Below are 23,938 nucleotides of genomic sequence, written 5' to 3'. Positions count from 1 at the left end.
GTTCGATCCGCCGGGCGGGGCGCGCCGCCGGCGCACTCCACTGCCATCACCCCAGGACTACCCGCCCCGGGGCGCCGGGCGTCAACCGAGGCGCAGAGTCACCCGTTCGGAGTCGATCCGGCTCTGCCACTGGTCCTCCGTCAACTGCTCGGAGTTGCGGCACAGCACGACCGAGGCCCCGGCCGCCAGCGGCGCCAGCAGGCCCGCCTCCAGGCCCGCCCAGTCGTCGAAGGAGAGCGTCGACAGGACGCGGCTGCCGCTGTCCAGGCCCAGCCGCGCCGCGCCCTCCCGGGCCAGCGCCACCGCCTGCTCGCCGGTCAGCTTCAGCGGCAGCCCGTCCACCAGCGTCTCCAGCGCCACCGCCTGCGGGTCCACCGGCGAGTACGGGGCGAACCGGTCGCCCTGCCCCGGCACCTCCGCCGCGTAGTCCAGGAACCCGTCCGGCCGCTGCGGGAACCGCCCGCCCAGCGGGCGCAGCGCCAGCGCCACCCGCTCGCCCGGACACTCCTGGGCGGCCGCCAGCCCGTCGGGCCCGGAGACCACCAGGTCGGTGTCCTTCGGCTCGCCCTGCGGCACCGCCACCACGCCCACCGACCAGCAGGCCAGCAGCCAGACCGCGCTCTGCCAGTGCGCGGGCAGCAGCAGCGCGGCCCGGTCGTCCGGTGAGGCGTTCAGCTCGTCCTGCAGCAGGTTGGCCGTCTTCGCCACCCAGTTGTCGAAGGTCTTCGCCGACAGCTCGACCCGTTCCCCGGTCGAGTCGTCGTAGAAGGTCACCAACGGGCGGGACGGGTCGGCAGCGGACCCCGGGCGCAGGAATGCCTGCAGCAGCTCTGCGGGGGTGCGGGCGTCGGCAGCGAAAGGCGCAGTCATGGTGCGACTCAGCCTACGTCCTGCCCCCCGCCGGACGGGAGGGTGCCCGGCCGGTCGGAGCGCCGCGCCGTGACACCGCACCGCGTTACGCTCACCGGTGCCCCGCCCCGGACCCCGGGGCCCCCGACCCCGAACCCCGAGGACGCCGCGATGCCCGCCCAGACCAGGAAGTGGCGGCCCGGCTACCCGCTCGACCTGGGCCGCACCCTCTTCCCGCTGCAGCGCGGCACCGGCGACCCGGCCTTCCGGCGCACCCCCGACGGCGCGGTCTGGCGCGCCTCCCGCACCCCCGACGGGCCGGGCACCCTGCGGATCGTCCAGCGCACCACCGAGATCGACGCCACCGGCTGGGGCCCCGGCGGCGGCTGGCTGCTCGAACAGCTCCCCGCAATGCTCGGCGCGCACGACGACCCGGCCGGCCTCACCCTCCCGCCCGGACCGCTCCGCGAGGCCCAACGCTCCTGCCCCGGGCTGCGGTTGACCCGCACCGGCCTGGTGATGGAGTCCCTGGTCGCGGCGGTCCTGGAGCAGAAGGTCACCACCATGGAGGCGTACCGCGCCTGGCGCGCCCTGCTCCGCGACCACGGCACCCCGGCCCCCGGCCCGGCCGCCGACCTGGGCATGCGGGTCGTCCCCTCCGCCCGGGACTGGACCCTCGTCCCCAGCTGGGCCTGGCACCGGGCCGGCGTCGACCCCAAGCGCTCCGCCACCGTCCTGCGCGCCGTCCGCCTGGCCGCCCGGCTCGAACAGGCCGCCGCGATGCCCCCGGCGGACGCCTTCGCCCGCCTCACCGCCGTCCCCGGCATCGGCCCCTGGACCGCCGCCGAGACCCTCCAGCGCAGCAACGGCGACGCCGACGCGGTCTCCGTCGGGGACTTCCACCTCCCCAACACCGTCGGCTGGGCCCTGGCCGGCCGCCCGCGCAGCGACGACGCCCAGATGCTCGCCCTCCTGGAGCCCTACCGCCCCCACCGCCACCGCCTGTGCCGCATCCTCCCCCTCACCGGAGCCCGCCCCCCGAAGTACGGCCCCCGCCTCGCCCCCAACGACCACCGCGGACGGTAGAAATCAGGGGCCCGGGAGAGCCCCGACAGGGGCTCGGGGAACGGCGAGTCCGTGCTGCTGCGTGCGTGAACAGAACCGGAAGCGGCGGCACGCACCGGCAGTGAACCGTCAGCAGCCTGGGCCTCGCCGTTCCCCGAGCCCCTGGCGGTGCTCCCCTCTCACCGCACGGTCAGGAAGGCGTCCGCGTCCCGGGCCTGACGCTCCCGCGGCTCCTGTGCCGCCCGCCCCACCGCGACCGCGCCCATCGGGTCCCAGTCCGCCGGGAGGCCGAGCGACTCGCGGACGGTGTCGCGGCAGAACATCGTGGAGGAGACCCACGCCGAGCCGTACCCCTCGCCGGCCAGGGCGACCAGCAGGTTCTGGACGGCGGCGCCGGCCGCGACCACGAACATCTCCCGCTCGGCGGCGGCCCGCCGCTCGTCGGGGTAGTCGTGCGAGCCGTCCATGACCAGGCACGGAACGATCAAGTACGGTGCGCCGCGCAGCACTTCGCCCCGGGCGGTGCGCCGGGCGATGCGCTCCTCGCTCCAGCCGTCGAGCTCCCGCAGGTCCCGCCGCCAGGCGGCGAGCATCGCGTCCAGCAGCCCGGTCCTGGCCTCCGCCGTCTCCAGCAGGACGAACCGCCAGGGGGTGGTGTGGTGCGGGGCGGGGGCGGTGACCGCGGCGGCGACGGCCCGCCGCACCGTGCCGCCGTCGACGGGTTCGTCGGTGAAGGCGCGCACCGTGCGCCGCAGGGTGACCGCCTCGCGGACGGCCTCGGAGGTGCCGAGCCGGAACATGTCCTGCCCGGCGGAGCGGACGAGCCGGCGCGCGCCCTCCCCGTCGTCCGCGGTGACCAGCCCGGCCAGGCCGCGGACGACCGCGACCGGGGTGCCGGTGGCCTTGCCCTTGACCAGGTCGGCGGCGGCGGCGAGTTCGTCGGCGGTGGCGGTGATGGTGAGCCGCAGTTCGTTGCCGTGGCTGTCGAAGCGGCCGCGGTGGTCCTCCAGGACGGACAGCCCGGCGGCGCCGATCGCGACGTCGGTGAGCCCGCTGCGCCAGGGCCGGCCGAAGGTGTCGGTGATCAGCACGGCCAGCCGCCGCCCGGTCAGTTCCTGGAGCCGGGCCCGCAGCCGCCGGGCCGAGGCGTCGGGGTCGACCGGCAGCAGCAGGATCGTGCCGGGCGGGGTGTTGGACGCGTCGACCCCGGCCGCGGCCATCACCAGGCCGTTGCGGTTCTCGACGATCCGGGAGCGGCCGCGGCGGGCGACCACCCGGACGGTCTCGGCGTCGATCGCGGCCTCCCGGTCGTCGGCGCGCACCAGCCGCCCCTCGGCCTTGGAGACCACCTTGGACGTGACCACCACGACGTCGCCGTCCTCGAACCGGCCCGCCTTGGCGATCAGTTCGGCCAGGTCGTCGCCGGCCGCGATCTCCGGCAGCCCGCGCACCGGCAGGACGTGCAGCCCCTCGCTCCCGCTCACGCGGCGACCTCCGCGGCCAGCGCCAGCGCGGCGCGCGCCATCTCGGCGGTGGCCTCGACGGAGCTCATCAGCAGCGGGACGGCCCGGCAGGCGATCCCGGCGGTGGCCACCTCGTCCACCGCGGCGGCGTCCGAGGTGTCCACCAGCCAGCCGTCCAGCAGCCCGCCGTCGCGGCGCGCGCCGTAGTGCCGGGCGACGGCCGCCGCCCCGGTCTCCACGCCGACGGCGGCCAGCACCTTGTCGGCCATGCCGCGCACGGGGGCGCCGCCGACGATGGGGGAGAGGCCGACCACGGGGGCGCTCGCGGCGGCGACCGCCTCGCGGATGCCGGGCACGGCGAGGATGGTGCCGATCGAGACCACCGGGTTGGACGGCGGCAGCAGGACGAGGTCGGCCTCGGCGATCGCCTCCAGCACGCCGGGCGCGGGCTTCGCGTCCTCGGCGCCGACCGCGATGATCGCCTCGGCCTCGACGGCGGCGTGCAGCCGCACCCAGTACTCCTGGAAGTGCACCACCCGCGGCCCGTCCGCGTCGGTGATCCGGACGTGCGTCTCGACCCGGTCGTCGCTCATCGGCAGCAGCCGCACGCCGGGCTGCCAGCGGTCGCACAGCGCCTCGGTGACGGCGGACAGCGGGTAGCCGGCGGCGAGCATCCGGGTGCGGACGATGTGGGTGGCGAAGTCCCGGTCGCCGAGCCCGAACCAGTCGGGCCCGACCCCGTACGCCTTCAGTTCCTCCTTGATCGACCAGGTCTCGTCGGCCCGGCCCCAGCCCTGTTCCTCGTGGATGCCGCCGCCGAGGGTGTACATCACGGTGTCCAGGTCGGGGCAGACCTTCAGGCCGTGCAGGTGGATGTCGTCCCCGGTGTTCCCGATCACGGTGATCCGGTCCTCGGGCGTGAGGGCCGCCCGCAGCCCGCGCAGGAACCTGGCTCCGCCGATCCCGCCCGCCAACGCAGTGATTCGCATGGCTTCATCCTGCCAGCGCGTCAGTGCGCCCAGTGACGCTCCGGGTGCGCGGCGGCCGGGTCGGCGGCGGTGGCGGCCGGTGCGCCGGCGGCGGCCGGGTACTGGTTCATCTCGACCAGGCCGGGCGTGTAGAGGTGGAGGGAAACCGCGGGCTCCAGCGAGGCGTTGACCATCTCGTGCAGGTAACCCGTGGAGAACACCCGCAGCCCGCCGGGGCCCAGCGCGCGCGAGCCCTCGCCGCCGGCCGTCAGCGAGCGCTCGGCGAGCTCACCCGCGAGGACGGTCATCACGCCGGAGGAGCGGCCGTGGTCGTGGAAGCCGCTGGACTGGCCGGGCAGCCAGCTCAGCAGCCAGACCTCGTAGCCGGGGCCGGTCTCCAGCCGGGCGTACCAGCGGGTCAGTGCGTCGTAGCGGACCAGCGGCTCCCAGCGGGCGCGGTCGGCGGCGATCTCGCGGACCAGCCGGGCGTAGCCGCCGAGCGTGGTGGGGTGCGCGGGCAGGTCGGTGCGGGCCAGGTGCGGGAAGGCCATCGGGTCGCCCGCGATGGACACGTCGCTCAGGCCGTCGGCCCAGCGGGGGGCCGGGAGCGGGGCGGGCACGGAGAGGGGCGCGGGAAAGCGCTTGCGGTCGCGGTTGCGCTTGCGGAGGCGGGGCATTCGCACGGGGTGACGTCCTCGGGTTCGGCTGCGGAAGGGGATCAGCCGGGGCCGCGAGAACGTTCAGGGGGGACTGTCGCGCGGTCGGCCTCTGTTCCGGGGCGGCGCGCGGTGGGACGCGGGCGCCTAGATACAGCGGAGACAGCGGCGACAACACGAGGAGTTCGCGGCAGCACCGAGGAGCGCCTGGCGGCGCCGGTCGGCGGAGGTGGCCGGGAACTCTGACATGCGGGCAAGCAGACCGCAACCGACCCTCCAGTGTCAAGGCGAGCTGACGGACATTCGGGTCACATCCGCTCCGAACCACCGGATGGGGTGATAAGCGCTCATTAAGGTTTCGAAGCCGTAAACCCCGGGAAGGGACGCCCTGAGATCGCCCCGGACCGCCCCGGACGGGAGCGGCAGTGCGGCCTGAGGGTCGGTCAGGAGCCAGGCAAGGTGTCCGGGTTGTCCGGATATGTACACTATTCGTAGTGGCTTGGTTCCGGGGAGTGAATCCTTGGCCCAATACCAGAGCTCGGCTTGACTAGGCCAGAGTGACGCAACTGTAATTTCTCTCGTGTCGTTCCGCCGCACCGGCAACGGCAACACCACGGGGACGCCAAGAGGGGCAGAGGAGGCGCGCCAGAATGAGCGAGCTCTTTGAGCTGTTGATCGGTGAGGGCATCGAGGAAGATGAAGAGGAACTCGGCTGGCAGGAGCGCGCGTTGTGCGCCCAGACCGACCCCGAGTCCTTCTTCCCCGAGAAGGGCGGATCCACCCGGGAGGCCAAGAAGGTCTGCCTGGCGTGCGAGGTCCGGGCCGAGTGCCTGGAGTACGCCCTCGCCAACGACGAGCGGTTCGGCATCTGGGGCGGCCTGTCCGAGCGCGAACGCCGCCGTCTCAAGAAGAGCGCGGTCTGACCCCTCCGCACCAGCCACACCCGTGCCGGCGCCCCACCCCACAGGCGGGGCGCTTTCGCATTCCCCGGGCGGCCCCCGGGCCCCCGGGCCGGGCTCCGAGCCGCCGGACGCGATACCCGCTGCACCGTCTTTTCACACACACCGGGGACGATCGCGCCACCCGGAGCCGTTAGTGTGGTGCGTCATCTGCCGTCAAACCCGAACCGGTGGTCCGCGCACCCGATGACTGTCTACAGCCACCAGAGCGGCTTCTCCGCTGCCAGGCCGCCCGCCTACCCGCGCCACTTGGTCACCGCGGTGATCGTCTCGCACGACGGCGCCCGCTGGCTGCCTCAGGCACTCGCCGGACTGCTCGGCCAGGACCGGCAGGTCCAGCGCATCCTCGCCGTGGACACCGGCTCCACCGACAACTCCCCCCAACTGCTCGCCGACACCCTCGGCGACTGGCTCCCCGAGAGCGGCCCGCAGGTCCTCGGCCGCCGGGTCGGCTTCGGCCGCGCCGTCGGCGAAGCCGTCTTCAACAGCCCCCCGCTGCGCCCCGAGGACCTCTCCTACAGCCTCGACCCGTCCGGCTACGACCCGGTCACCGGCGGCTGGGACGACTTCGGCGACCCGCTCGCGGGCGAGGACGAGCTCGGCCGCGGCGGACCGCGCGAGACCCGGCCGGTCGAGTGGCTCTGGCTGCTGCACGACGACTGCGAACCGCAGACCGACGCCCTGCGCCGCCTGCTCCAGGTCGCCGACTCCACCCCGACCGCCGCCGTGGTCGGCCCCAAGCTCCGCTCCTGGTACGACCGCAGGCAGCTGCTGGAGGTCGGCGTCACCATCGCCCGCTCCGGCCGCCGCTGGACCGGCCTCGACCGCCGCGAGCAGGACCAGGGCCAGCACGACCAGGTCCGCCCGGTGCTGGCCGTCTCCACCGCCGGCATGCTGGTGCGCCGCGACGTGTTCGAGGAACTCGGCGGCTTCGACCGGGCGTTGCCGCTGATGCGGGACGACACCGACTTCTGCTGGCGGGTCAACGCCGCCGGCCACCGCGTCGTGGTCGCCCCCGACGCCGTCCTCCGGCACGCCGAGGCCGCCAGCCGCGAACGCCGCACCATCGACTGCGCCCCCGCCCACCCGCACCGGGTCGACAAGGCCGGCGCCGTCTACACCCTGCTCGCCAACTCCAAGGGCCTGCTCTTCCCGTACGTCCTGCTCCGGCTGATCCTCGGCACCGTCCTGCGGGTGGTCGTCAACCTGGTCGGCAAGGACCCCCGGCAGGCGTACGACGAGATCGCCGGCCTCGGCCACGAACTGCTGCGCCTGCCACGGCTGATGGCCTCCCGGGCCCGCCGCCGCAAGACCCGCTCGGTCGACTCGCTGGACGACCGCACGCTCTTCCCGGCCCCCGGCGCCACCGTCCGGCTCGCCGTCGAGAACGTCGTCTCCTCGCTCGGCATCGGCGGCGCCGACGACACCGGCGGCCGGCACGGCTCGGTCGAGTCCGGCCCCGGCGACGAGGACACCGACGACCTGGTGGTCGAACAGTTCGCGCTGCTCAAGAAGTTGGTGCGGCGCCCGGCCCCGGTGCTGTTCGCCGCCCTGCTGGTGTTCGCCCTGGCCGCCTGCCGCGACCTGGTCGGCTCCGGCTACCTCCAGGGCGGCGCCCTGCTGCCCGCCGCGGACGGCGCCGCCGGGCTGTGGAACATGTACGCCGCGCCCTGGCACCCCGTCGGCACCGGCTCCACCGCCGACCACCCGCCCTACCTCGCGGTGCTGTCCGTGCTGTCCTGGGCGCTGTTCGACCACGCGGACCTCGCGCTCACCCTGATCGTGGTGCTCTCGGTGCCGCTCGCCGCGGTCAGCGCCTACCTGGTCTCCCGGCCGCTGATCGCCTCCAAGGCCGTCCGCGCCTGGGCCAGCGCCACCTACGCGGTGCTGCCCGCCGCCACCGGCGCGCTCGCCCAGGGCCGGATCGGCACCGCCGTGCTCGCCGTGCTGCTGCCCCCGCTGGCCCGCGCCGCCGCGATCACCGCCGGCCTCGGCATCCGCAAGGAGACCGCCGCCAAGGGCGCCCGCCCCGGCTGGCGCTCCGCCTGGATGACCGTCCTGCTGCTCACCGTCAGCACCGCCTTCGTCCCGCTCACCTGGGCCATCGCCGTCCCGCTCTGCCTGGCCGCACTGGTCCACGCGGTGCTCCGCGGCGGCGCGTTCGGCTCCGGCGTGCAGGCGGTGCGCCTGCTCGGCCTGCGCATCGCGGTGATCCTCGGCCTGCCGGTCCTGGTGCTCGCCCCCTGGTCGCTCCAGGTGCTGGCGAACCCGTCCCGGCTGCTGCTGGAGGCCGGCGTCCCCGGCTTCAACGGTCCCGCCGCCGACCCGCTCGGCCTGGTCCTGGTCAACCCCGGCGGCGCCGGAACGCCCCCCGTCTGGCTGTCCGCCGGCGTGGTGCTCGCCGCGCTCGCCGCCCTGCTGCGCGCCGACCGCCGCCGCGCCGTGCTGGCCGCCTGGGGCGCCGCCGCCGCCGGGCTGGTCTTCTCCGTCGTGGTGGCCGGCACCAGCGTCACCCCCGCCTCCGGCGGCCCGCAGACCGCCGCCTGGGCCGGCCCCGCCACCCTGCTCGCCGGCGTCGCACTGCTGGCCGCCGCCGCGATCGGCGCCGACGGCGCCAACGCCCGCGTCTCCGGCATCGCCTTCGGCTGGCGCCAGCCGGTCGCCGCCCTGGTGCTCGCCGCCGCCGTGCTCGCCCCGGTCGGCACCGCCGTCTGGTGGGCGGTCACCGGCGCCGACGGCCCGCTGCGGCGCGGCACCGAAGCGCAGGTCCCGGCGTTCATCGCGGAGTCCGGCAACACCACCGACCGCTCCCGCACCCTGACCGTCACCGGCGACGCCGAGGGCGTCTCCGTCCGGTACGCGCTGGTGCGCGGCGCCGGCCTGACCACCGGCCAGGCCGAGGGCACCGTGGACGCCGCCGCCGACGGACAGCTGTCCCAGCTCACCGCCAAGCTGCTCGCCGGCTCCGGCGGCGACCTGGCCCGCACCCTCGCCGGGTACGGCATCAGCTACATCCAGGTGAAGGACCCGGTGATCGCCAAGGTCCGCGACGTGCTGGACACCACGCCCGGGATCGTCCGGCTCAGCCTCGACAACGGCACCGGCCTGTGGCAGATCAACAGCGTCCCCGGCAGCCGGGCGCAGATCACCAGCCCCGGCACCGTCCCGGTGACCGTCGCCGCCGGGCAGCACGACATCTGGACCACCATCCCGGCCGGACCGGCCGGCCGCCAGCTCCGGCTCGCCGAACAGGCCGACCCCGCCTGGCAGGCCACCCTGAACGGCAAGCCGCTTACGGCCGTCACCGTGGACGGCTGGGCCCAGGGCTTCACCCTCCCCGCCGAGGGCGGCCGGCTCGACGTCACCCGCACCGGCGGCGCCGTCCACACCGCCTGGGCCTGGGGCCGGATCGCGCTCGGCGCGGTCGTCCTGATCCTCGCCCTGCCCGGCCGCCGCAACACCAACGACGACGACCTCCCCGAGGACGTCGCCGCCGCCCAGGCGCTCGCCGCCCAGGCCCAGGCCCAGGCGCCCGCCCCCGGCAGCCGCCGGGCCCGCCGCCTCGCCGAACGCGGCGAGGGCGAGGACGCGCCGGCCGAACCCGGCGTCTACGCCCCCGGCGTCCCGCCCCAGTCCGCCGGCGAACCCGAACCCGCGCCCTACCAGCCGGAACCCGAGACCTTCGCCGACCCGTACCAGGCCGACCCCTACCAGGCCGACCCGTACCAGCAGCAGGGCTACCAGGGCGACAACTACGGCTACGACTACACCCAGCAGCCCGTCGGCGCGCCCTACCAGGGCGACGGCTACGACCAGTACGGCCAGCAGCAGCAGGCGTACGGCTACGACACCCCGCCCGCCCAGGGCTGGACCGACCCGTACGCCGCCGGCTACCCGCAGCAGGACGGACAGCAGCAGCAGCCCTGGCTGCCCGAACAGCAGCAGCCCACCACCTACTACGACCCCAACGACCCCTACGGCGGCGGCCACCCGCAGCAGCCCGGGACGGGGAGCTGACCCGCGATGAAGAAGCCCACCCTGAAGGCGCCCACGTTCAAGGCCCCCAAGCTCAAGGCACCCGACCTGAGCGCGGTGGCCGGCGGCAGCCGCACCGGCCAGTCCCTGCTGGCCGGCGTGGCCGTGCTCGGCCTGGTGTTCGGCGTCGCCGAACTGCGCCAGCCCGCCACCTCCGCCACCGCCGCCGGCGGCACGCGCACCACCGCGCAGGTCGAACGCAGCTCGCTGGTCTGCCCGCCGCCGATGCAGGGCGTCACCGGCTCCACCAGCCTCACCCTGTTCAGTCCCGAGGGCGGCACCGGCAGCGCCGGCACCGGCCGGCTCGCCGAGGCCAACGCCGACAACGTGCTCGCCGCGCAGAACCTCGCGCAGCCCGCCGCGTCGGCCCAGCCCTCCGGCTCCCCGTCCGACGCCCCCTCCGGCACCCCGTCCGACGCCCCGTCCGGGCAGCCCTCCGGCAGCCCGTCGGCCCCCGCCGCCCCCGTGCTGGACGCCCGGGTCTCCCTCGCCAAGCCCGGCGTCCCGGCGACCGGCCCCGCCGCCAACAACGACGAGGCCCCCGGCAGCTTCGCGATCGCCACCGGCAACCTCGCCCCCGGCTTCACCGCCACCCAGGTCACCACCTCCGAGAACGGCGGCACCAGCCTCTCCGGCGCCGACTGCGTCCCCTCCGGCACCAGCTTCTGGTTCGCCGGCGCGAGCACCGGCGGCAACCGGACCGACTACGTCACCCTGGTCAACGCCGACAGCCTGCCCGCCGTCGTCGACCTGCACATGTACGGCGACAAGGGCGCCATCGACAACGAACTCGCCACCGGCATCGCGGTCGCCCCCGGCCAGTCCCAGCGGCTCCTGCTCAGCAGCTACACCAAGGGCGCCGTCGACGACCTCGCCCTGCACATCGTCACCCGCAGCGGCCGCATCGGCGCCGGCGTCCACGCCATCGACACCAACAAGGGCACCGACTGGCTGGAGCCCTCCGCCGACCCCGCCCCGAGCGTCACCGTCCCCGGCATCCCCGACGACGTCACCACCGCCCACCTGGTGGTCGCCACCGACTCCGCCGACGACGCCGACCTCAAGGTCCAACTCTCCGGCAAGAACGGCTGGTTCACGCCCGCCGGCAAGGAGACCATCCACGTCAAGGCCGGCATGACCGCCACCCTCGACTTCCAGTTCAGCGCCGAGAACCGCGAGGGCGCGAGCGCGATCCGGCTCACCCCCACCAACCAGGAGCACCCCACCCCGATCGTGGCCGGCCTGCGGGTCGACCGCGAGAACAAGGGCAAGACCGAGGCCACCTGGCTCTCCGGCGGCTCCCCGGTCGGCGCCCGCGCCTCGATCGCCGACAACCGGGCCGGCCAGACCAAGCTGATCCTCACCGCCGTCGACACCGACGCCAAGGTCAAGGTCACCAGCTCGGCCGGCGCGAGCGGCGGCAACCCCGCCACCAAGGACGTCGACGTCCCCGCCGGCACCACCGTCACCGTCGAGGGCATCGACCCCGAGGGCGCGAACGGCCCCTACGCCCTCACCCTCCAGACCCTCGGCGGCGGCCCCGTCCTGGCCACCCGCCAACTCAGCGCCGTCACCAAGGACGTCCCCACCTTCACCACCCAGCAGTTCCGCGACGACCACGCCACCGTGGAGGTCCCGCACGTCGCCGCCGACCCGGGCATCGTCCTCGGGTAAGCCCCGCCAGGGGCACAGGGGAGCACCGCCAGGGGCTCGGGGAACGGCGAGCCCGGGTCTGCTGGCGGTTCTGTCACTACGACGCAGCAGCACGGACACTTCGATGGGCTCCGGCCGCCAGCAGCACGGCCCCGCCGTTCCCCGGGCCCCTGATTGTGCGCGTCCCGCCGTTCGTGCCCGAGTCCCTGTATGTGCGCGTCCCGCCGGGCTACTCCTCGCCGTAGCGCGGGTCGATCGCGTCCGGCGAGAGCCCGAGCAGCTCCGCGACCTGCTCGATCAGGATCTCGTGCACCAGCGCCGCCCGGTCCTCCCGGGACTTGGCGCGGATCTCGACCGGCCGCCGGTAGACCAGGATCCGGCTGCGCCGGCCCCGCTCCGCCGGGACGGCCCGGCCGAGCGGGACGGTGTCCGGCTCGGGTTCGCCCTTGACGGGCAGCGGCACCTCCAGGACGGCGAACTCCACGTCCTCCAACTGCGGCCAGCGCCGCACCAGCCGCTCCATGGACTCCCGGACGTAGTCGTCGAAGAGCTCGGACCGGGTCAGCGAGATGGGCACCTGCGGCGGGGCCAGTGGCCCGCGCAGGCCGCGGCCGTGCCGGTCGCGGTGCTTGCGGCGACCGGGGCCGGGCGGGGACGAGGGTGTGGAGCTGTCCATAGCAGTGTCGAGCGTAGTCCCTGGATGCCCGGAAGTGGACCACTCCAGCACGGCGCGTAACGGCGACGGGACACGCGAGCCGGGGGGCGGGTCTTCGCGGGCCGGTCCGACTTGCGGTACCGTCCACCCTCGTGAGCTCTGTACGTCGTTGTTCGCGGACCGCGTGCGGCCGTCCGGCCGTGGCGACGCTGACGTACGTCTACGCGGACTCCACCGCGGTGCTCGGCCCGCTGGCGACGTACGCGGAGCCGCACTGCTACGACCTGTGCGCCGAGCACGCCGAGCGCCTGACGGCCCCGCGCGGCTGGGACGTGGTCCGCCTGGCGGGCGACACCGGGCCGCTGCGGCGCAGCAGCGACGACCTGGAGGCGCTGGCCAACGCGGTGCGCGAGGCGGCCCGCCCGCAGGAGCGCACGCCGCGCCAGGGACCGCCGCCCGAGGGCGAGTCCGGCCGCCGGGGGCACCTGCGGGTGCTGCGCTCCCCGGAGAGCTGACCCGCGGGCCCGGACGGCGGCACCGGCCGTTCCCCGGGTCCGGGTACGCTGCCCCTCTGCGGTTCGGACGGATGCGTCCGGTACGTCCGCAGCACGTCGCAGCACACACACGGGAGCATTCTGGTGCGGGACCTCAAGCAGCTTGTGAAGGCGTACGACGTCCGGGGCGTCGTGCCTGACCAGTGGGACGAGTCGCTGGCGTACGCCTTCGGTGCGGCCTTCGTCGAGGTGGTCGGTGGTGGCGCGGTGGTCGTCGGCCACGACATGCGCCCGTCCTCGCCCTCGCTGTCCCGTGCCTTCGCCGAGGGCGCCGCCTCCCGCGGCGCCGACGTGGTGGAGATCGGGCTGTGCTCGACCGACCAGCTGTACTACGCCAGCGGCAGCCTGGACCTGCCCGGCGCGATGTTCACCGCCTCGCACAACCCGGCCCAGTACAACGGCATCAAGCTGTGCCGCGCGGGCGCCGCCCCGGTCGGCCAGGACACCGGGCTGTCCGACATCCGCGAACTGGTCGAGTCCTGGCTCGACGAGGACGGCAAGGTGCACGTCCCGGCCGCCGACGTCGCCGCCGTGGGCGCGCTGTCCGCCAAGGAGACCCTGGAGGGCTACGCCGGACACCTGCGCAAGCTGGTCGACCTGACCGCGATCCGCCCGCTCAAGGTCGCGGTGGACGCGGGCAACGGCATGGGCGGCCACACCGTGCCCACCGTCTTCGACGGCCTGCCGCTGGACGTCGTCCCGATGTACTTCGAGCTGGACGGCACCTTCCCCAACCACGAGGCCAACCCGCTGGACCCGGCCAACCTGGTCGACCTGCAGGCCAAGGTCCGCGAGGTGGGCGCCGACATCGGCCTGGCCTTCGACGGCGACGCCGACCGCTGCTTCGTGATCGACGAGAACGGCGACCCGGTCTCCCCGTCCGCGATCACCGCCCTGGTCGCCGAGCGCGAGATCGCCCGCGCCCAGGCCGCCGGCGAGGCCAACCCGACGATCATCCACAACCTGATCACCTCCTGGACGGTGCCCGAGGTGGTCCGCGACCTCGGCGGCGTCCCGGTCCGCACCCGGGTCGGCCACTCGTTCATCAAGCAGGAGATGGCCGTCACCGACGCGGTCTTCGGCGGCGAGCACTCCGCGCACTACTACTTCCGCGACTTCTGGCGCGCCGACACCGGCATGCTGGCCGCGCTGCACGTGCTGGCCGCGCTCGGCGGGCAGGACGGCCCGCTGTCCGCGCTGACCGCCAAGTACGAGCGGTACGCCGCCTCCGGCGAGATCAACTCCACCGTCGCCGACCAGGCCGCCGCCACCGAGAAGGTGCGCGCCGCCTACGCCGGCCTGGAGGGCGTCACCACCGACGAGCTGGACGGCCTCACCGTGGCCGGCCCGGACTGGTGGTTCAACCTGCGCGCCTCCAACACCGAGCCGCTGCTGCGCCTGAACGCCGAGGCCAAGGACCCGGCGAAGATGGCCGAGCTGCGCGACGGCGTGCTGGCGATCGTCCGCGGCTGACCGCCCCGGTCAGCCCGCCGCTGACTTTTCCCGTGCCCCGGCCGGTAGGGTTGCCACCGGCCGGGGTACTGCTGTGTCACCGGCTTCCCGCACCGTTGCCCGAACCCCCGGAGTCGACCGCCATGAGCCTGCCGTCCTTCCTGCTGGAGATCCTGGTCTGCCCGGAGTGCCGCTCCCCGCTGGCCGAGGAGACCGAGGGCGAGACGCACGAGCTGCGCTGCACCGGCGAGGGCTGCGGCCTGGTCTACCCGGTGCGCGACGGCATCCCGGTCCTGCTGGTGGACGAGGCCCGCCGCCCGTCCTGACCCCGCCCCGCCCGCCGCTGGAGGCCAGCCGCCATGTTCGACGACTCCCTGCTCGACGACCCGGCCGCCGTGCAGCGCGCCGACCGGCGGCGCGAGCTGCTGGCGCTGGCCGGCGCGGGTGCCCGGATCCGGATCGCGCTGCGCCGGGCCGACGCGGCCGGCGTCCACACCCTGAACCCGGACGGCCGGCCGCGCGCGGTGCTGGTGGCCGGCCACGGCGCCGTGCTGACCGCCGCCGCCGTGCTGGCCGCGCTCGCCGTGCCCAGCTGCCAGGTCTGGCCGCTGCCGACGTCCGACGCCCGCCCCGGCGGCTTCGCCTTCACCGACGGCGGGACGTGGCAACTGCCCGGCTGGGCGGGCCCGTTGGACCTGATCGTGGTGGCCAGCGAGAACGGCCGCGAGGGCGGCCTGATCAACCTGGCCGAGCAGGCGTACGGCCGCGGCTGCGCGATCGCGGTGATCGCGCCCGAGGGCTCCGAACTGTTCGAGGCGGCGCTCCAGGTGCGCGCCCTGCCGCTGCCCTTCGAGCCCAGCGCGGTGGAGCCGGAGGGCTCCGACGCCGAGCCCGACCTCCCGGCCGAGGACCCGACCGCGCTGTGGGCCTTCCTGGCCCCGCTGCTGGCGCTGGCCGACCGGATCGGCGCCGCCCAGCTCGCCCCCGGCGCGCTGGAGGCCGCCGCCGACCGGCTCGACGAGGTCGCGGTGCGCTGCCGCCCCGACGCGCACGCGTACGACAACCCGGCGAAGACGCTGGCCGCCCGGCTGGCCGACACCGTCCCGCTGCTGTGGGCCGAGGGCGCCCCGGCCGCCGCCGCGGGGGAGCGGTTCGCCGCCGCGCTGGCCGACCGGGCCGGCCTGCCCGCACTGGCCGCCCGCCTCCCGCAGGCGCTGACCGCGCACCGCGGCATGTTCGCCGGCGGACTCGGCGGCGAACCGGACGACTTCTTCCGCGACCGGGTCGACGAGCCGGTGCCGTTCCAGCTGCAGGTGCTGCTGCTCCGGCACACCCCCGGCGCCGCCGAGCTCGAACAGCCCGGCTGGCCGGTCGCCCGGGCCCGCCGGCTGGCCACCGCGCACGAGGTCCGGATCACCGAACAGACCTCCGCGCAGGAGGACCCGGTGCAGGCGCTGGCCGAGCTGATCGGCCTGACCGACTTCGCGGCGGTGTACCTGGGCCTGGCCACCCGGGGCTGACACGGTATCGTCCCCTCGTCAACAAAGGCCCGGCAAAGCCCCGGGCCCGCGCGGAGGGACGTACCGGGTTGAGTACCGAAGGCGGCACCAAGGCACTGGTCGCGGCACTGTCCGCGAACCTGGGGATCGCGGTCAGCAAGTTCGTGGCGTTCGCGTTCTCGGGGTCGTCCTCGATGCTCGCCGAGGGCGTGCACTCGATCGCCGACTCCGGCAACCAGGTGCTGCTGCTGGTCGGCGGCAAGCGCTCGCAGCGCGCCGCCACCGAGGAGCACCCGTTCGGCTACGGCCGCGAGCGGTACGTGTACGGGTTCCTGGTCTCGATCGTGCTGTTCAGCATCGGCGGCATGTTCGCGATCTACGAGGGCTACGAGAAGATCGCCCACCCGCACGAGCTGGAGAACTGGTACTGGCCGGTCGGCGTGCTGGTGTTCGCCATCCTGCTGGAGGGCTACTCCTTCCTCACCGCCTACAAGGAGGCGTCGAAGGACAAGGGCCAGCACGGCTGGTCGGCGTACATCCGCCGGGCCAAGGCCCCCGAGCTGCCGGTCGTGCTGCTGGAGGACACCGGCGCGCTGATCGGCCTGGTGCTGGCGCTGGGCGGCGTCGGCCTGACCGTCGCCACCGGCGACGCGGTCTGGGACGGCATCGGCACCCTGTGTATCGGCGTGCTGCTGGTGGTCATTGCGCTGGTGCTGGCGCTGGAGACCAAGTCGCTGCTGATCGGCGAGTCCGCCGACACCGACGTGGTGGCGAAGATCCGCGAGGCGCTGGTCGACCACGACACCGTCACCTCGGTGATCCACATGCGCACCCTGCACGTCGGCCCCGAGGAACTGCTGGTCGCCGCCAAGATCGGGGTCAACGCGGAGGACAGCGCCGCGGTGATCGCCGAGGCGATCGACCACGCCGAGGTGCGGGTCCGCAAGGCCGTGCCGATCGCCCGCGCGATCTACCTGGAACCGGACATCTACTCCGAGGAGAAGGCCCTCGCGGGCCCCGACGCGGACGCCACCCCGGGCGGACCGGGCCGGAACGCCCACTGAGCCGCGTCCGATCGGTGTAGATTCGTCAGCAGTGCCAAACGTCGCTGCTGATGGCGGTCGATCGGAGCGGGCTCCGGTCGAGGGAGAGAGGTCCTCCGACGGATTGTGCCGCAGCAGAGGGTCGCTCCCGCGCGCCCTCTGCCGCTCAGCACACCCGTAACCAGGCCCTTCCCAGGAGGAGTCCGCATGTCGAACCAGCCCACCGGCGACTTCAAGGTCGCCGACCTCTCCCTCGCCCCGTTCGGCCGCAAGGAGATCCAGCTCGCCGAGCACGAGATGCCCGGCCTGATGGCGATCCGCGCCGAGTACGCCGACGCCCAGCCGCTGGCCGGCGCCCGGATCACCGGCTCGCTGCACATGACCGTGCAGACCGCCGTCCTGATCGAGACCCTCACCGCCCTCGGCGCCGAGGTCCGCTGGTGCTCCTGCAACATCTTCTCCACCCAGGACCACGCCGCCGCCGCCATCGCGGTCGGCCCGAACGGCACCCCCGAGGCCCCGCAGGGCGTCCCGGTCTTCGCCTGGAAGGGCGAGACCCTGGAGGAGTACTGGTGGTGCACCGAGCAGGCGCTCACCTGGCCCGACGGCCAGACCCCCAACATGATCCTGGACGACGGCGGTGACGCCACCCTGCTGATCCACAAGGGCGTCGAGTTCGAGAAGGCCGGCGCCGCGCCGTCGCCCGACACCGCGGACAACGACGAGTACCGGATCATCCTGGAGCTCCTCAACCGCACCCTGGTCGAGACCCCGCAGAAGTGGACCGAGGTCGCCGCCACCATCAAGGGCGTCACCGAGGAGACCACCACCGGCGTCCACCGCCTGTACGAGATGCACCGCGACGGCAAGCTGCTGTTCCCGGCCATCAACGTCAACGACGCCGTCACCAAGTCGAAGTTCGACAACAAGTACGGCTGCCGCCACTCCCTGGTCGACGGCATCAACCGCGCCACCGACGTCCTGATCGGCGGCAAGGTCGCCGTCGTCTGCGGCTACGGCGACGTCGGCAAGGGCTGCGCCGAGTCGCTCCGCGGCCAGGGCGCCCGGGTCATCATCACCGAGATCGACCCGATCTGCGCCCTCCAGGCGGCGATGGACGGCTACCAGGTCACCACCCTGGAGGACGTCGTCGGGATCGCCGACATCTTCATCACCACCACCGGCAACAAGGACATCATCCTCGCCTCGCACATGGAGCGGATGAAGCACCAGGCCATCGTCGGCAACATCGGCCACTTCGACAACGAGATCGACATGGCCGGCCTCGCCAAGCTCCCCGGCGTGGTGAAGACCGAGGTCAAGCCGCAGGTCCACGAGTGGCGCAAGGCCGACGGCAAGACGATCATCGTGCTCTCCGAGGGCCGCCTGCTCAACCTCGGCAACGCGACCGGCCACCCGTCCTTCGTGATGTCCAACTCCTTCGCGAACCAGACCATCGCGCAGATCGAGCTGTTCACCAAGACCGAGCAGTACCCGGTCGGCGTGTACGTGCTGCCCAAGCACCTGGACGAGAAGGTCGCCCGCCTCCACCTGGACGCGCTGGGCGTCAAGCTCACCACCCTCACCCAGGAGCAGGCCGACTACATCGGCGTCCCGGTCGAGGGCCCGTACAAGGCCGAGCAGTACCGCTACTGACAGCGCCCCGGTGCCCCGGCACACCCCCCGCGCGGGGGAGTGCCGGGGCACCGGCGCGTCCGGGACCGCTACGGCAGCACGTCGACCGACCAGGCGGCCTCGTCCGTGCCGCGCGCCACCACCCGGTCCAGCCACGCCGCCGGATCACCCACCCCGGAGCCCGCCACCGACTGCATCGCGGCGGCGCACCGGCGCACCCCGCCCGCGGAGTCGCACGACTGGTGGTCGACCGCCCACGTCGGAGTCCCATCCGGAGCCGCCGACCCGCTCGACCCCTCCGATTCGACCGAGACCCGCAGGTACGGGCCGCCCTCCTCCCGGAGCTCCACCGACGCGCGCCAGCCGCCGTCCGCCCGCACCGGCAGGGACAGCTCCGCCCCGGTCACCAGCGCCCGCACCGGCAGCGTGGACAGTGCCAACGGCATCGGCGGCGTGTACCGGCCCGGGACCACCCCCGCCGCCACCCGCAGCGGAACCTCCTGCCGGTCCGCCCCGCCCAGCCCCGTACTGTCCAGCTCGAACCAGACGCCGTTCGTGCCGCGGAACCGCAGTACGTTCATCGCCAGCGCGTACCCCTGGTCGGTCGTCGAGACCCAGTAGGCATCCTGCCCGTTCACCGGCGGGGCGGCCAGCCGCAGCCCGTCCCCGCCACCGATCAGCGGATCCACGTCCGGGACCACCCCCTCCGGGAACGCCGTCAGGTGGAACCGCCCCCCGGCGTCCGCGTCCGCACCCCCGGCGACCACGGACACCCCCGTGGAGTCCGCCCGGTACTCCACCGTCGTCACCGAATCCGGCAGCCAGCCGAACCTGCCCGGCACCGTCAGCACCGTTCGCCCCGTCGCCGCGTTCCCCCCGGACGGCGACCGGCCCTGCCGGGGGACCCCGGTCCCCGCCGGATCCGCCCCGCCCCCGGATCCCAGCACCGCGAACGACCCCGCCGACAGCACCACCGCCGCGGCCGCGGCCGCCGACACCACCGCCCACGTCCGCCGCCGCAGCACCGCCCGGCCCCGCCGCACCGCCAGCGCCGGATCCACCCGCGAGGGCGGCGCCTTCTCCTCCTCCACCGCCACGTACCGCGCCATCCGCACGGACAGCTCCCCGCCTTCCCCGCTCATGCCCCTGACCTCCCCGCCGCGCGCAGCGTCGGCGAACGCCGCAGCGCCTCCAGCGCCCGCGAACTCTGGCTCTTCACATTGCCGCTGGAACACCCCAGTTCGGCCGCGGTCTGCTCGACCGACAGATCGCAGTAGTAGCGCAGCACCACCGTCGCCCGCTGCCGCGGCGGCAGCCCCGCCAGCGCCTCCCGCAGGTCCAGCGACACCGCCAGGTCCGGCCCCGCGGCCGCCGCCCGCTCCGGGGTCCGCGCCGCCGGCCTGGTCCGCCGCCACCACGCGGTGCGCTGCTCGGCCAGGAACGTGTTCACCAGCACCGTCCGCGCGTAGCCGTCCCGGTTCTCCGCCCGGCCCGCCCGCCCCCAGTGGGTGTACAGCTTGGTGATGCTCTCCTGCACCAGGTCGTCCGCGCGGTGCCAGTCCGCGCACAGCAGGTACGCGACCTTCCGCAGCCAGACCGCCCTGGACGCCACGAACGCGGTGAACTCCTCGTCCCGCGTCAGCTCCGCCATCCCGGCAGCCCCTCCTTCCCCAAGACCGGCGGTGCGGCCGCACCACCGCCCCCCTGATGCCGCCCGCCCCCGGGAAGGTTGCACCCGGTTACGTAGGCTTCCCCCCATGCCGAACGGCCGCTACTCCCTCCACGACCCGCACGACGGAACCCCGCTCGGCGAGGAGCGCTTCCAGTGCGCCCCCGGCCCCGCCGGCTGGCGCTACGTCGCCAAGCGCTACCGCCCCGACGGCACCGTCCAGGGCACCACCGACCTCACCCTGGACGCCCGCCACCGCCCGATCCGGCTCGAACTCCGCTCCGGCGGCTGGCAGGTCCGCGGCGGCGCGCTCGACGGCGTCCACTGGGTCCGCGCCGACGCCGCCGGCGGCGGGGAGGCCACCGAGGGGGAGGACCGGGCGCACGCCTTCACCGGCGACTCCCCGGCCTTCCTGGTCGCCACCGCCCGGCTGCTCGCCCTCGACCCCGGCGGCAGCGCCCGGATCCGCCTGGTCTCCTTCACCGGCGACGCCCTCGCCCCCCGCACCTTCGACCAGGGGTGGCAGCTCCACTCCGTCCAGGACCACCCCACCGACAGCGGCCCGCTCCCCGTCGAGCACTACCGGATCACCGACCTCGACACCGGCGAGGTCCGCGACCTCCACCTCACCGGGGACGTCCTGCTCGGCGCCCCCGGCATCGACCTCGAAGAACTCGACTCGCCGCCCAACCCGCGCCGCGACGCCTGAGCCCGGCTACGCGGGCGGCACGAACCCGCCGCCGCCCGCGGCCGGCGCCTCGTCCGCGACGGCGGGCTTGGTGAGCGGTACGGGTGCGGTCGGTGCTGCGGGTGCGGCCGGTGCGGCGGGTGCCGCCTGGGGGGCCTGGAGGGGTTGGGGGACCTGGGGGGTGGCCGGGGCCTGCTGCGGCGCCTGCGGGTACCCGAGCTGCCGCACCGGCGGTCCCGGCACGGCCTGGGCGGGCACGGTCTGGGTCGGCGCCGCGGCCTGCGCCTGCCGGGTCTGCTGCGCCAGCTGCGCCGTGTACACCGCGTACGCCGCCGCCGAGGCCCGCTCCCACTCCCGGCGCTGCCGTTCCATCAGCACCGCCCCCAGGTACACCAGCGGCGGCAGCCCCGCCGGCACCGGCCACCCCGTCCGCTGCACCATCTCCCCGGCCAGCCGGTCGCCCAGCGCGACCGCCACCGGCTCGTCCAGCTCCTGCATCCGGCCCAGCACCTGGCGCGCGGACAGCCACAGGCCGTCCGGCACCGCGGACAGGTCCAGCGCCACCAGGTCCGCGCCCAGCGCGTGCATCACCTGCGGCGGCACCGGCGGCACCGCCCCCTGGTTCCGGGCCTCCTGCGGCAGCCGCTCGCGGATCACCATCGTCCCGCCGAAGATGTCGCCGAGCCGGCGCCCCTCCGCGGAGCACAGCGAGGACACCACCGCCGGCATCGCGAGCATCCCGAAGTCGATGACCCCGACCAGCCCCCGCACCAGCGCGTGCCGGAACCGGATCGGACCGCCGTCCGCCCGCACCACCCGCAGCCCCAGCGCGAGCTTCCCCAGTGAGCGCCCCTGCGAGAGGGTCTCGATCAGCGTGGGCAGCAGCACCGTGCAGAACACGAGGACCACGATCGTGAGCGCCTGGCGGGCCGCATCCTCCAGGTCGGAGAGCCCCAGCAGCAGGCCGAGGGTCAGGATCAAGAACGCCAGCATGTACACGGCCCAGTCCAGCAGCCTGGCCAGGGCCCGGGACGGCAGCCTCGCCGTCCGCAGCCCCAGGACGACCGCCTCACCGGTCACCAGCTCGCTCACGCCACCCACCCACTCCGCTCCGCGGCCCGCCGGCGACCCCGCGTCGCACGACCCGACCCCCTCCATCAACAGCGGCAAACATAAGGCCGTGCACCCCCGGCGGGTAACCCCGGACCGCCCCTCGGAATCACACTCCCGACAACCCTGACGCACCCGCCGCCCGCTCTGGCAAGCTAAGCCCCGCAACAGCCCGGCCGCACACCAACCAGCGGCCGCCGTCAGCCCCGCCGCGCCCCCGGAGAGAGCCGTCATGGACCTGGACGTCTTCGTCGCCGCCCACCAGGCGGAATGGCACCGTCTGGAGGTCCTCAGCGGTCGCCGCCGCCTCACCGGCGAGGAGTCCGACGAGCTGATCACCCTCTACCAGCGCGCCACCAGCCACCTCGCCCAGGTCCAGGCCACCGCCCCGCACCCCGGCGTCGAGGGCCGGCTCACCACCCTGGTCGTCCGCGGCCGCAACGCCGTCGCCGGCGCCCGCGCCGCCTCCTGGCGCGACGCCGCCCGCTACTTCACCGTCAGCTTCCCCGCGCTCCTCTACCGGGCCCGCCGCTGGTGGCTCACCGTCGGCGCGGTCTCCTTCGTCCTCAGCGCCGTGATCGCCTGGTGGATAGGCACCCACCCCGAGATCGTCAGGGCCATCATGTCGCCCGAGCAGTACGAGCAACTCACCAAGTCCGGCGGCGAGTTCGAGAGCTACTACACCGATCACCCGTCGGCGAACTTCGCCGCCCAGGTGTGGACCAACAACGCCTGGGTCGCCGCGAAGTGCCTGATCTCGGCCGTCCTGCTCGGCATCCCGGTCCTGCTCATCCTGCTCACCAACGTCTTCAACCTCGGCGGCGGCATCGGCATGATGGCCTCCGCCGACCACCTCCAGCTCTTCCTCGGCCTGCTCATCCCGCACGGCCTGCTCGAACTGACCGCCATCTTCGTCGCCGGCGGCCTCAGCCTCCGCCTCGGCTGGACCGTCATCGACCCCGGCCCCTGCACCCGCGCGGTCGCCCTCGCCGAGGAGGGCCGGGCCGTCATCGGCTCCGTCATCGGCCTTACCGTCGTCCTGATGGTCACCGGCTTCATCGAGGGCTTCGTCACCGGCTCCGCCCTCCCCAGCTGGCTCCGCATCGGCATGGGCATCGCCGTCGAGGCGCTCTTCCTGGTCTACGCCCTGGTCCTCGGCAAGCGCGCCGCCACCGGCGGCGAGATCGGCGACGTCGAGGCCGCCGACCGCACCGACCACCAGCCCATGGTCGGCTGACCGCCGGCCCCTGCGGCGTGGCGTGGTCACGGGTGCCCTGGCAAACCTGGTAGCCTGATGATCAACCCGGCGGGACCATTGACGTGATTCCTATGGGCTAGTAGGTTTGAACGGTTGGGAGCGACTGGACACACGGTCGGCCCAGGCGTAGTGTCTACGACACCGCCAAATCGAGGCAGCGCGTCCGAGAGGATGCTGGCCCGGTCAGGCAAAACCCCGAAGCCGAGCAGTGCAGAGCTTTTGATAAGGTCTGCAGCGAAGTCGAAGGAATTCCCACCCCAGCGGGAATGGAAATCGGAGCGAAAAACCTCTGATAAGCTGGGAACACGAAAGAACGAAGCGCCCGGAGATACGGTCGGAAGGCCGGTCGAAGGAAGCGTCCGTTCCTTGAGAACTCAACAGCGTGCCAAAAGTCAACGCCAGATATGTTGACATCCCCGGCCTCGACGTCTCGTCGGGGTTGGAGATTCCTTTTGAAGTAAAACACTAGCGAGGACGCAGTGCGCGGGGCCGCCCTATTCCGGTGGTTGCCGTGCCGCTCTTTCGTGGAAGCATTCACGGAGAGTTTGATCCTGGCTCAGGACGAACGCTGGCGGCGTGCTTAACACATGCAAGTCGAACGGTGAAGCCCTTCGGGGTGGATCAGTGGCGAACGGGTGAGTAACACGTGGGGAATCTGCCCTGAACTCTGGGACAAGCCTTGGAAACGAGGTCTAATACCGGATACGACCTTCTCCCGCATGGGGGT

Annotated in this window: 20 protein-coding genes and 1 rRNA gene; 13 read left to right on the top strand and 8 right to left on the bottom strand. The window is 74.0% G+C overall.

Going from position 1 to position 23,938, the window contains the following annotated elements:
- Positions 1-81 precede the first annotated feature (81 nt).
- The gene (locus ACFUEL_RS12165; RefSeq protein WP_380236025.1) at positions 82-870 is read right to left on the bottom strand and encodes a TIGR03089 family protein; all 789 of its coding nucleotides are present in this window, start codon (positions 868-870) and stop codon (positions 82-84) included.
- Positions 871-1,020: 150 nt separating this feature from the next.
- Here ACFUEL_RS12165 and ACFUEL_RS12160 point away from each other — a divergent pair, with 150 nt between their 5' ends.
- Positions 1,021-1,935 carry a DNA-3-methyladenine glycosylase family protein gene (locus tag ACFUEL_RS12160; RefSeq protein ID WP_380236024.1) on the top strand — a complete coding sequence of 305 codons (915 nt, stop codon included), beginning with the start codon at positions 1,021-1,023 and terminating at the stop codon, positions 1,933-1,935.
- Between the two features lie 158 nt (positions 1,936-2,093).
- Here the strand turns inward: ACFUEL_RS12160 and ACFUEL_RS12155 are convergent, their stop codons facing one another.
- The 3 genes from ACFUEL_RS12155 to ACFUEL_RS12145 are packed head-to-tail and all read right to left on the bottom strand — an operon-like array spanning position 2,094 to position 4,896.
- Entirely contained in the window at positions 2,094-3,398 is a 1,305-nt protein-coding gene (locus ACFUEL_RS12155; RefSeq protein WP_380236023.1) for a coenzyme F420-0:L-glutamate ligase, read from the bottom strand.
- The gene (gene cofD, locus ACFUEL_RS12150; protein WP_380236022.1) at positions 3,395-4,366 is read right to left on the bottom strand and encodes a 2-phospho-L-lactate transferase; all 972 of its coding nucleotides are present in this window, start codon (positions 4,364-4,366) and stop codon (positions 3,395-3,397) included. Before cofD ends, ACFUEL_RS12155 begins: the two co-directional genes overlap by 4 nt.
- A 20-nt stretch (positions 4,367-4,386) precedes the next feature.
- Positions 4,387-4,896: a cysteine dioxygenase gene (locus ACFUEL_RS12145; RefSeq protein WP_380236027.1), complete on the bottom strand. Its 510-nt coding sequence runs from the start codon at positions 4,894-4,896 to the stop codon at positions 4,387-4,389.
- Between the two features lie 755 nt (positions 4,897-5,651).
- Here ACFUEL_RS12145 and ACFUEL_RS12140 point away from each other — a divergent pair.
- The 3 genes from ACFUEL_RS12140 to ACFUEL_RS12130 all read left to right on the top strand — a co-directional run bounded on the left by ACFUEL_RS12140 (position 5,652) and on the right by ACFUEL_RS12130 (position 11,669).
- A complete protein-coding gene (locus ACFUEL_RS12140) occupies positions 5,652-5,924 on the top strand; it encodes a WhiB family transcriptional regulator (protein ID WP_014136066.1) in 273 nt (90 codons plus the stop codon).
- A 222-nt stretch (positions 5,925-6,146) separates the two neighbouring features.
- Positions 6,147-9,977 (top strand): glycosyltransferase, encoded by a 3,831-nt coding sequence (locus ACFUEL_RS12135; protein WP_380236021.1) that lies wholly within the window; start codon positions 6,147-6,149, stop codon positions 9,975-9,977.
- Between the two features lie 6 nt (positions 9,978-9,983).
- Positions 9,984-11,669, top strand: a complete 1,686-nt coding sequence (locus ACFUEL_RS12130) for a DUF5719 family protein (protein WP_380236020.1) — start codon at positions 9,984-9,986, stop codon at positions 11,667-11,669.
- Between the two features lie 208 nt (positions 11,670-11,877).
- On the opposite strand, the gene ACFUEL_RS12125 is transcribed toward ACFUEL_RS12130, so the two are convergent.
- Positions 11,878-12,324: a metallopeptidase family protein gene (locus ACFUEL_RS12125; RefSeq protein WP_380236019.1), complete on the bottom strand. Its 447-nt coding sequence runs from the start codon at positions 12,322-12,324 to the stop codon at positions 11,878-11,880.
- 131 nt (positions 12,325-12,455) lie between these two features.
- Here ACFUEL_RS12125 and ACFUEL_RS12120 point away from each other — a divergent pair, with 131 nt between their 5' ends.
- The 6 genes from ACFUEL_RS12120 (at position 12,456) to ahcY (ending at position 18,507) form a co-directional block, all read left to right on the top strand.
- Positions 12,456-12,818, top strand: coding sequence for a DUF3499 domain-containing protein (locus tag ACFUEL_RS12120; RefSeq protein WP_030461916.1), 363 nt, complete (start codon positions 12,456-12,458; stop codon positions 12,816-12,818).
- A gap of 120 nt (positions 12,819-12,938) precedes the next feature.
- On the top strand, positions 12,939-14,330 hold the full coding sequence (locus tag ACFUEL_RS12115; protein WP_380236026.1) for a phosphomannomutase/phosphoglucomutase: 1,392 nt from the start codon (positions 12,939-12,941) through the stop codon (positions 14,328-14,330).
- Between the two features lie 122 nt (positions 14,331-14,452).
- A complete protein-coding gene (locus tag ACFUEL_RS12110; RefSeq protein WP_033218405.1) occupies positions 14,453-14,635 on the top strand; it encodes a Trm112 family protein in 183 nt (60 codons plus the stop codon).
- A 33-nt stretch (positions 14,636-14,668) separates the two neighbouring features.
- Positions 14,669-15,829, top strand: coding sequence for an SIS domain-containing protein (locus ACFUEL_RS12105; RefSeq protein ID WP_380236018.1), 1,161 nt, complete (start codon positions 14,669-14,671; stop codon positions 15,827-15,829).
- A gap of 68 nt (positions 15,830-15,897) precedes the next feature.
- Positions 15,898-16,872 (top strand): cation diffusion facilitator family transporter, encoded by a 975-nt coding sequence (locus tag ACFUEL_RS12100; RefSeq protein ID WP_380236017.1) that lies wholly within the window; start codon positions 15,898-15,900, stop codon positions 16,870-16,872.
- A gap of 186 nt (positions 16,873-17,058) precedes the next feature.
- Positions 17,059-18,507 carry an adenosylhomocysteinase gene (gene ahcY / locus ACFUEL_RS12095; protein ID WP_380236016.1) on the top strand — a complete coding sequence of 483 codons (1,449 nt, stop codon included), beginning with the start codon at positions 17,059-17,061 and terminating at the stop codon, positions 18,505-18,507.
- A gap of 68 nt (positions 18,508-18,575) precedes the next feature.
- Here the strand turns inward: ahcY and ACFUEL_RS12090 are convergent, their stop codons facing one another.
- Positions 18,576-19,628, bottom strand: coding sequence for a hypothetical protein (locus ACFUEL_RS12090; RefSeq protein WP_380236015.1), 1,053 nt, complete (start codon positions 19,626-19,628; stop codon positions 18,576-18,578).
- Positions 19,625-20,137 (bottom strand): SigE family RNA polymerase sigma factor, encoded by a 513-nt coding sequence (locus ACFUEL_RS12085; RefSeq protein ID WP_380236014.1) that lies wholly within the window; start codon positions 20,135-20,137, stop codon positions 19,625-19,627. The genes ACFUEL_RS12090 and ACFUEL_RS12085 overlap by 4 nt, the downstream gene beginning before the upstream one ends.
- A gap of 106 nt (positions 20,138-20,243) precedes the next feature.
- Here ACFUEL_RS12085 and ACFUEL_RS12080 point away from each other — a divergent pair, with 106 nt between their 5' ends.
- On the top strand, positions 20,244-20,864 hold the full coding sequence (locus tag ACFUEL_RS12080) for a hypothetical protein (RefSeq protein WP_380236013.1): 621 nt from the start codon (positions 20,244-20,246) through the stop codon (positions 20,862-20,864).
- Positions 20,865-20,870: 6 nt separating this feature from the next.
- Here the strand turns inward: ACFUEL_RS12080 and ACFUEL_RS12075 are convergent, their stop codons facing one another.
- Entirely contained in the window at positions 20,871-21,935 is a 1,065-nt protein-coding gene (locus ACFUEL_RS12075; protein ID WP_380236012.1) for an RDD family protein, read from the bottom strand.
- A 250-nt stretch (positions 21,936-22,185) separates the two neighbouring features.
- Here ACFUEL_RS12075 and ACFUEL_RS12070 point away from each other — a divergent pair, with 250 nt between their 5' ends.
- A complete protein-coding gene (locus ACFUEL_RS12070) occupies positions 22,186-23,190 on the top strand; it encodes a stage II sporulation protein M (RefSeq protein WP_380236011.1) in 1,005 nt (334 codons plus the stop codon).
- A gap of 554 nt (positions 23,191-23,744) precedes the next feature.
- Positions 23,745-23,938: ribosomal RNA gene (locus ACFUEL_RS12065) — 16S ribosomal RNA — on the top strand; the annotation flags it as partial.

Origin of the sequence: Kitasatospora sp. NPDC057198, from assembly GCF_042670125.1 — a bacterium.
Classification (GTDB): domain Bacteria; phylum Actinomycetota; class Actinomycetes; order Streptomycetales; family Streptomycetaceae; genus Kitasatospora.
Note: the sequence above shows the minus strand (reverse complement) of the source record. Positions and strands in the feature narration are given on the sequence as shown.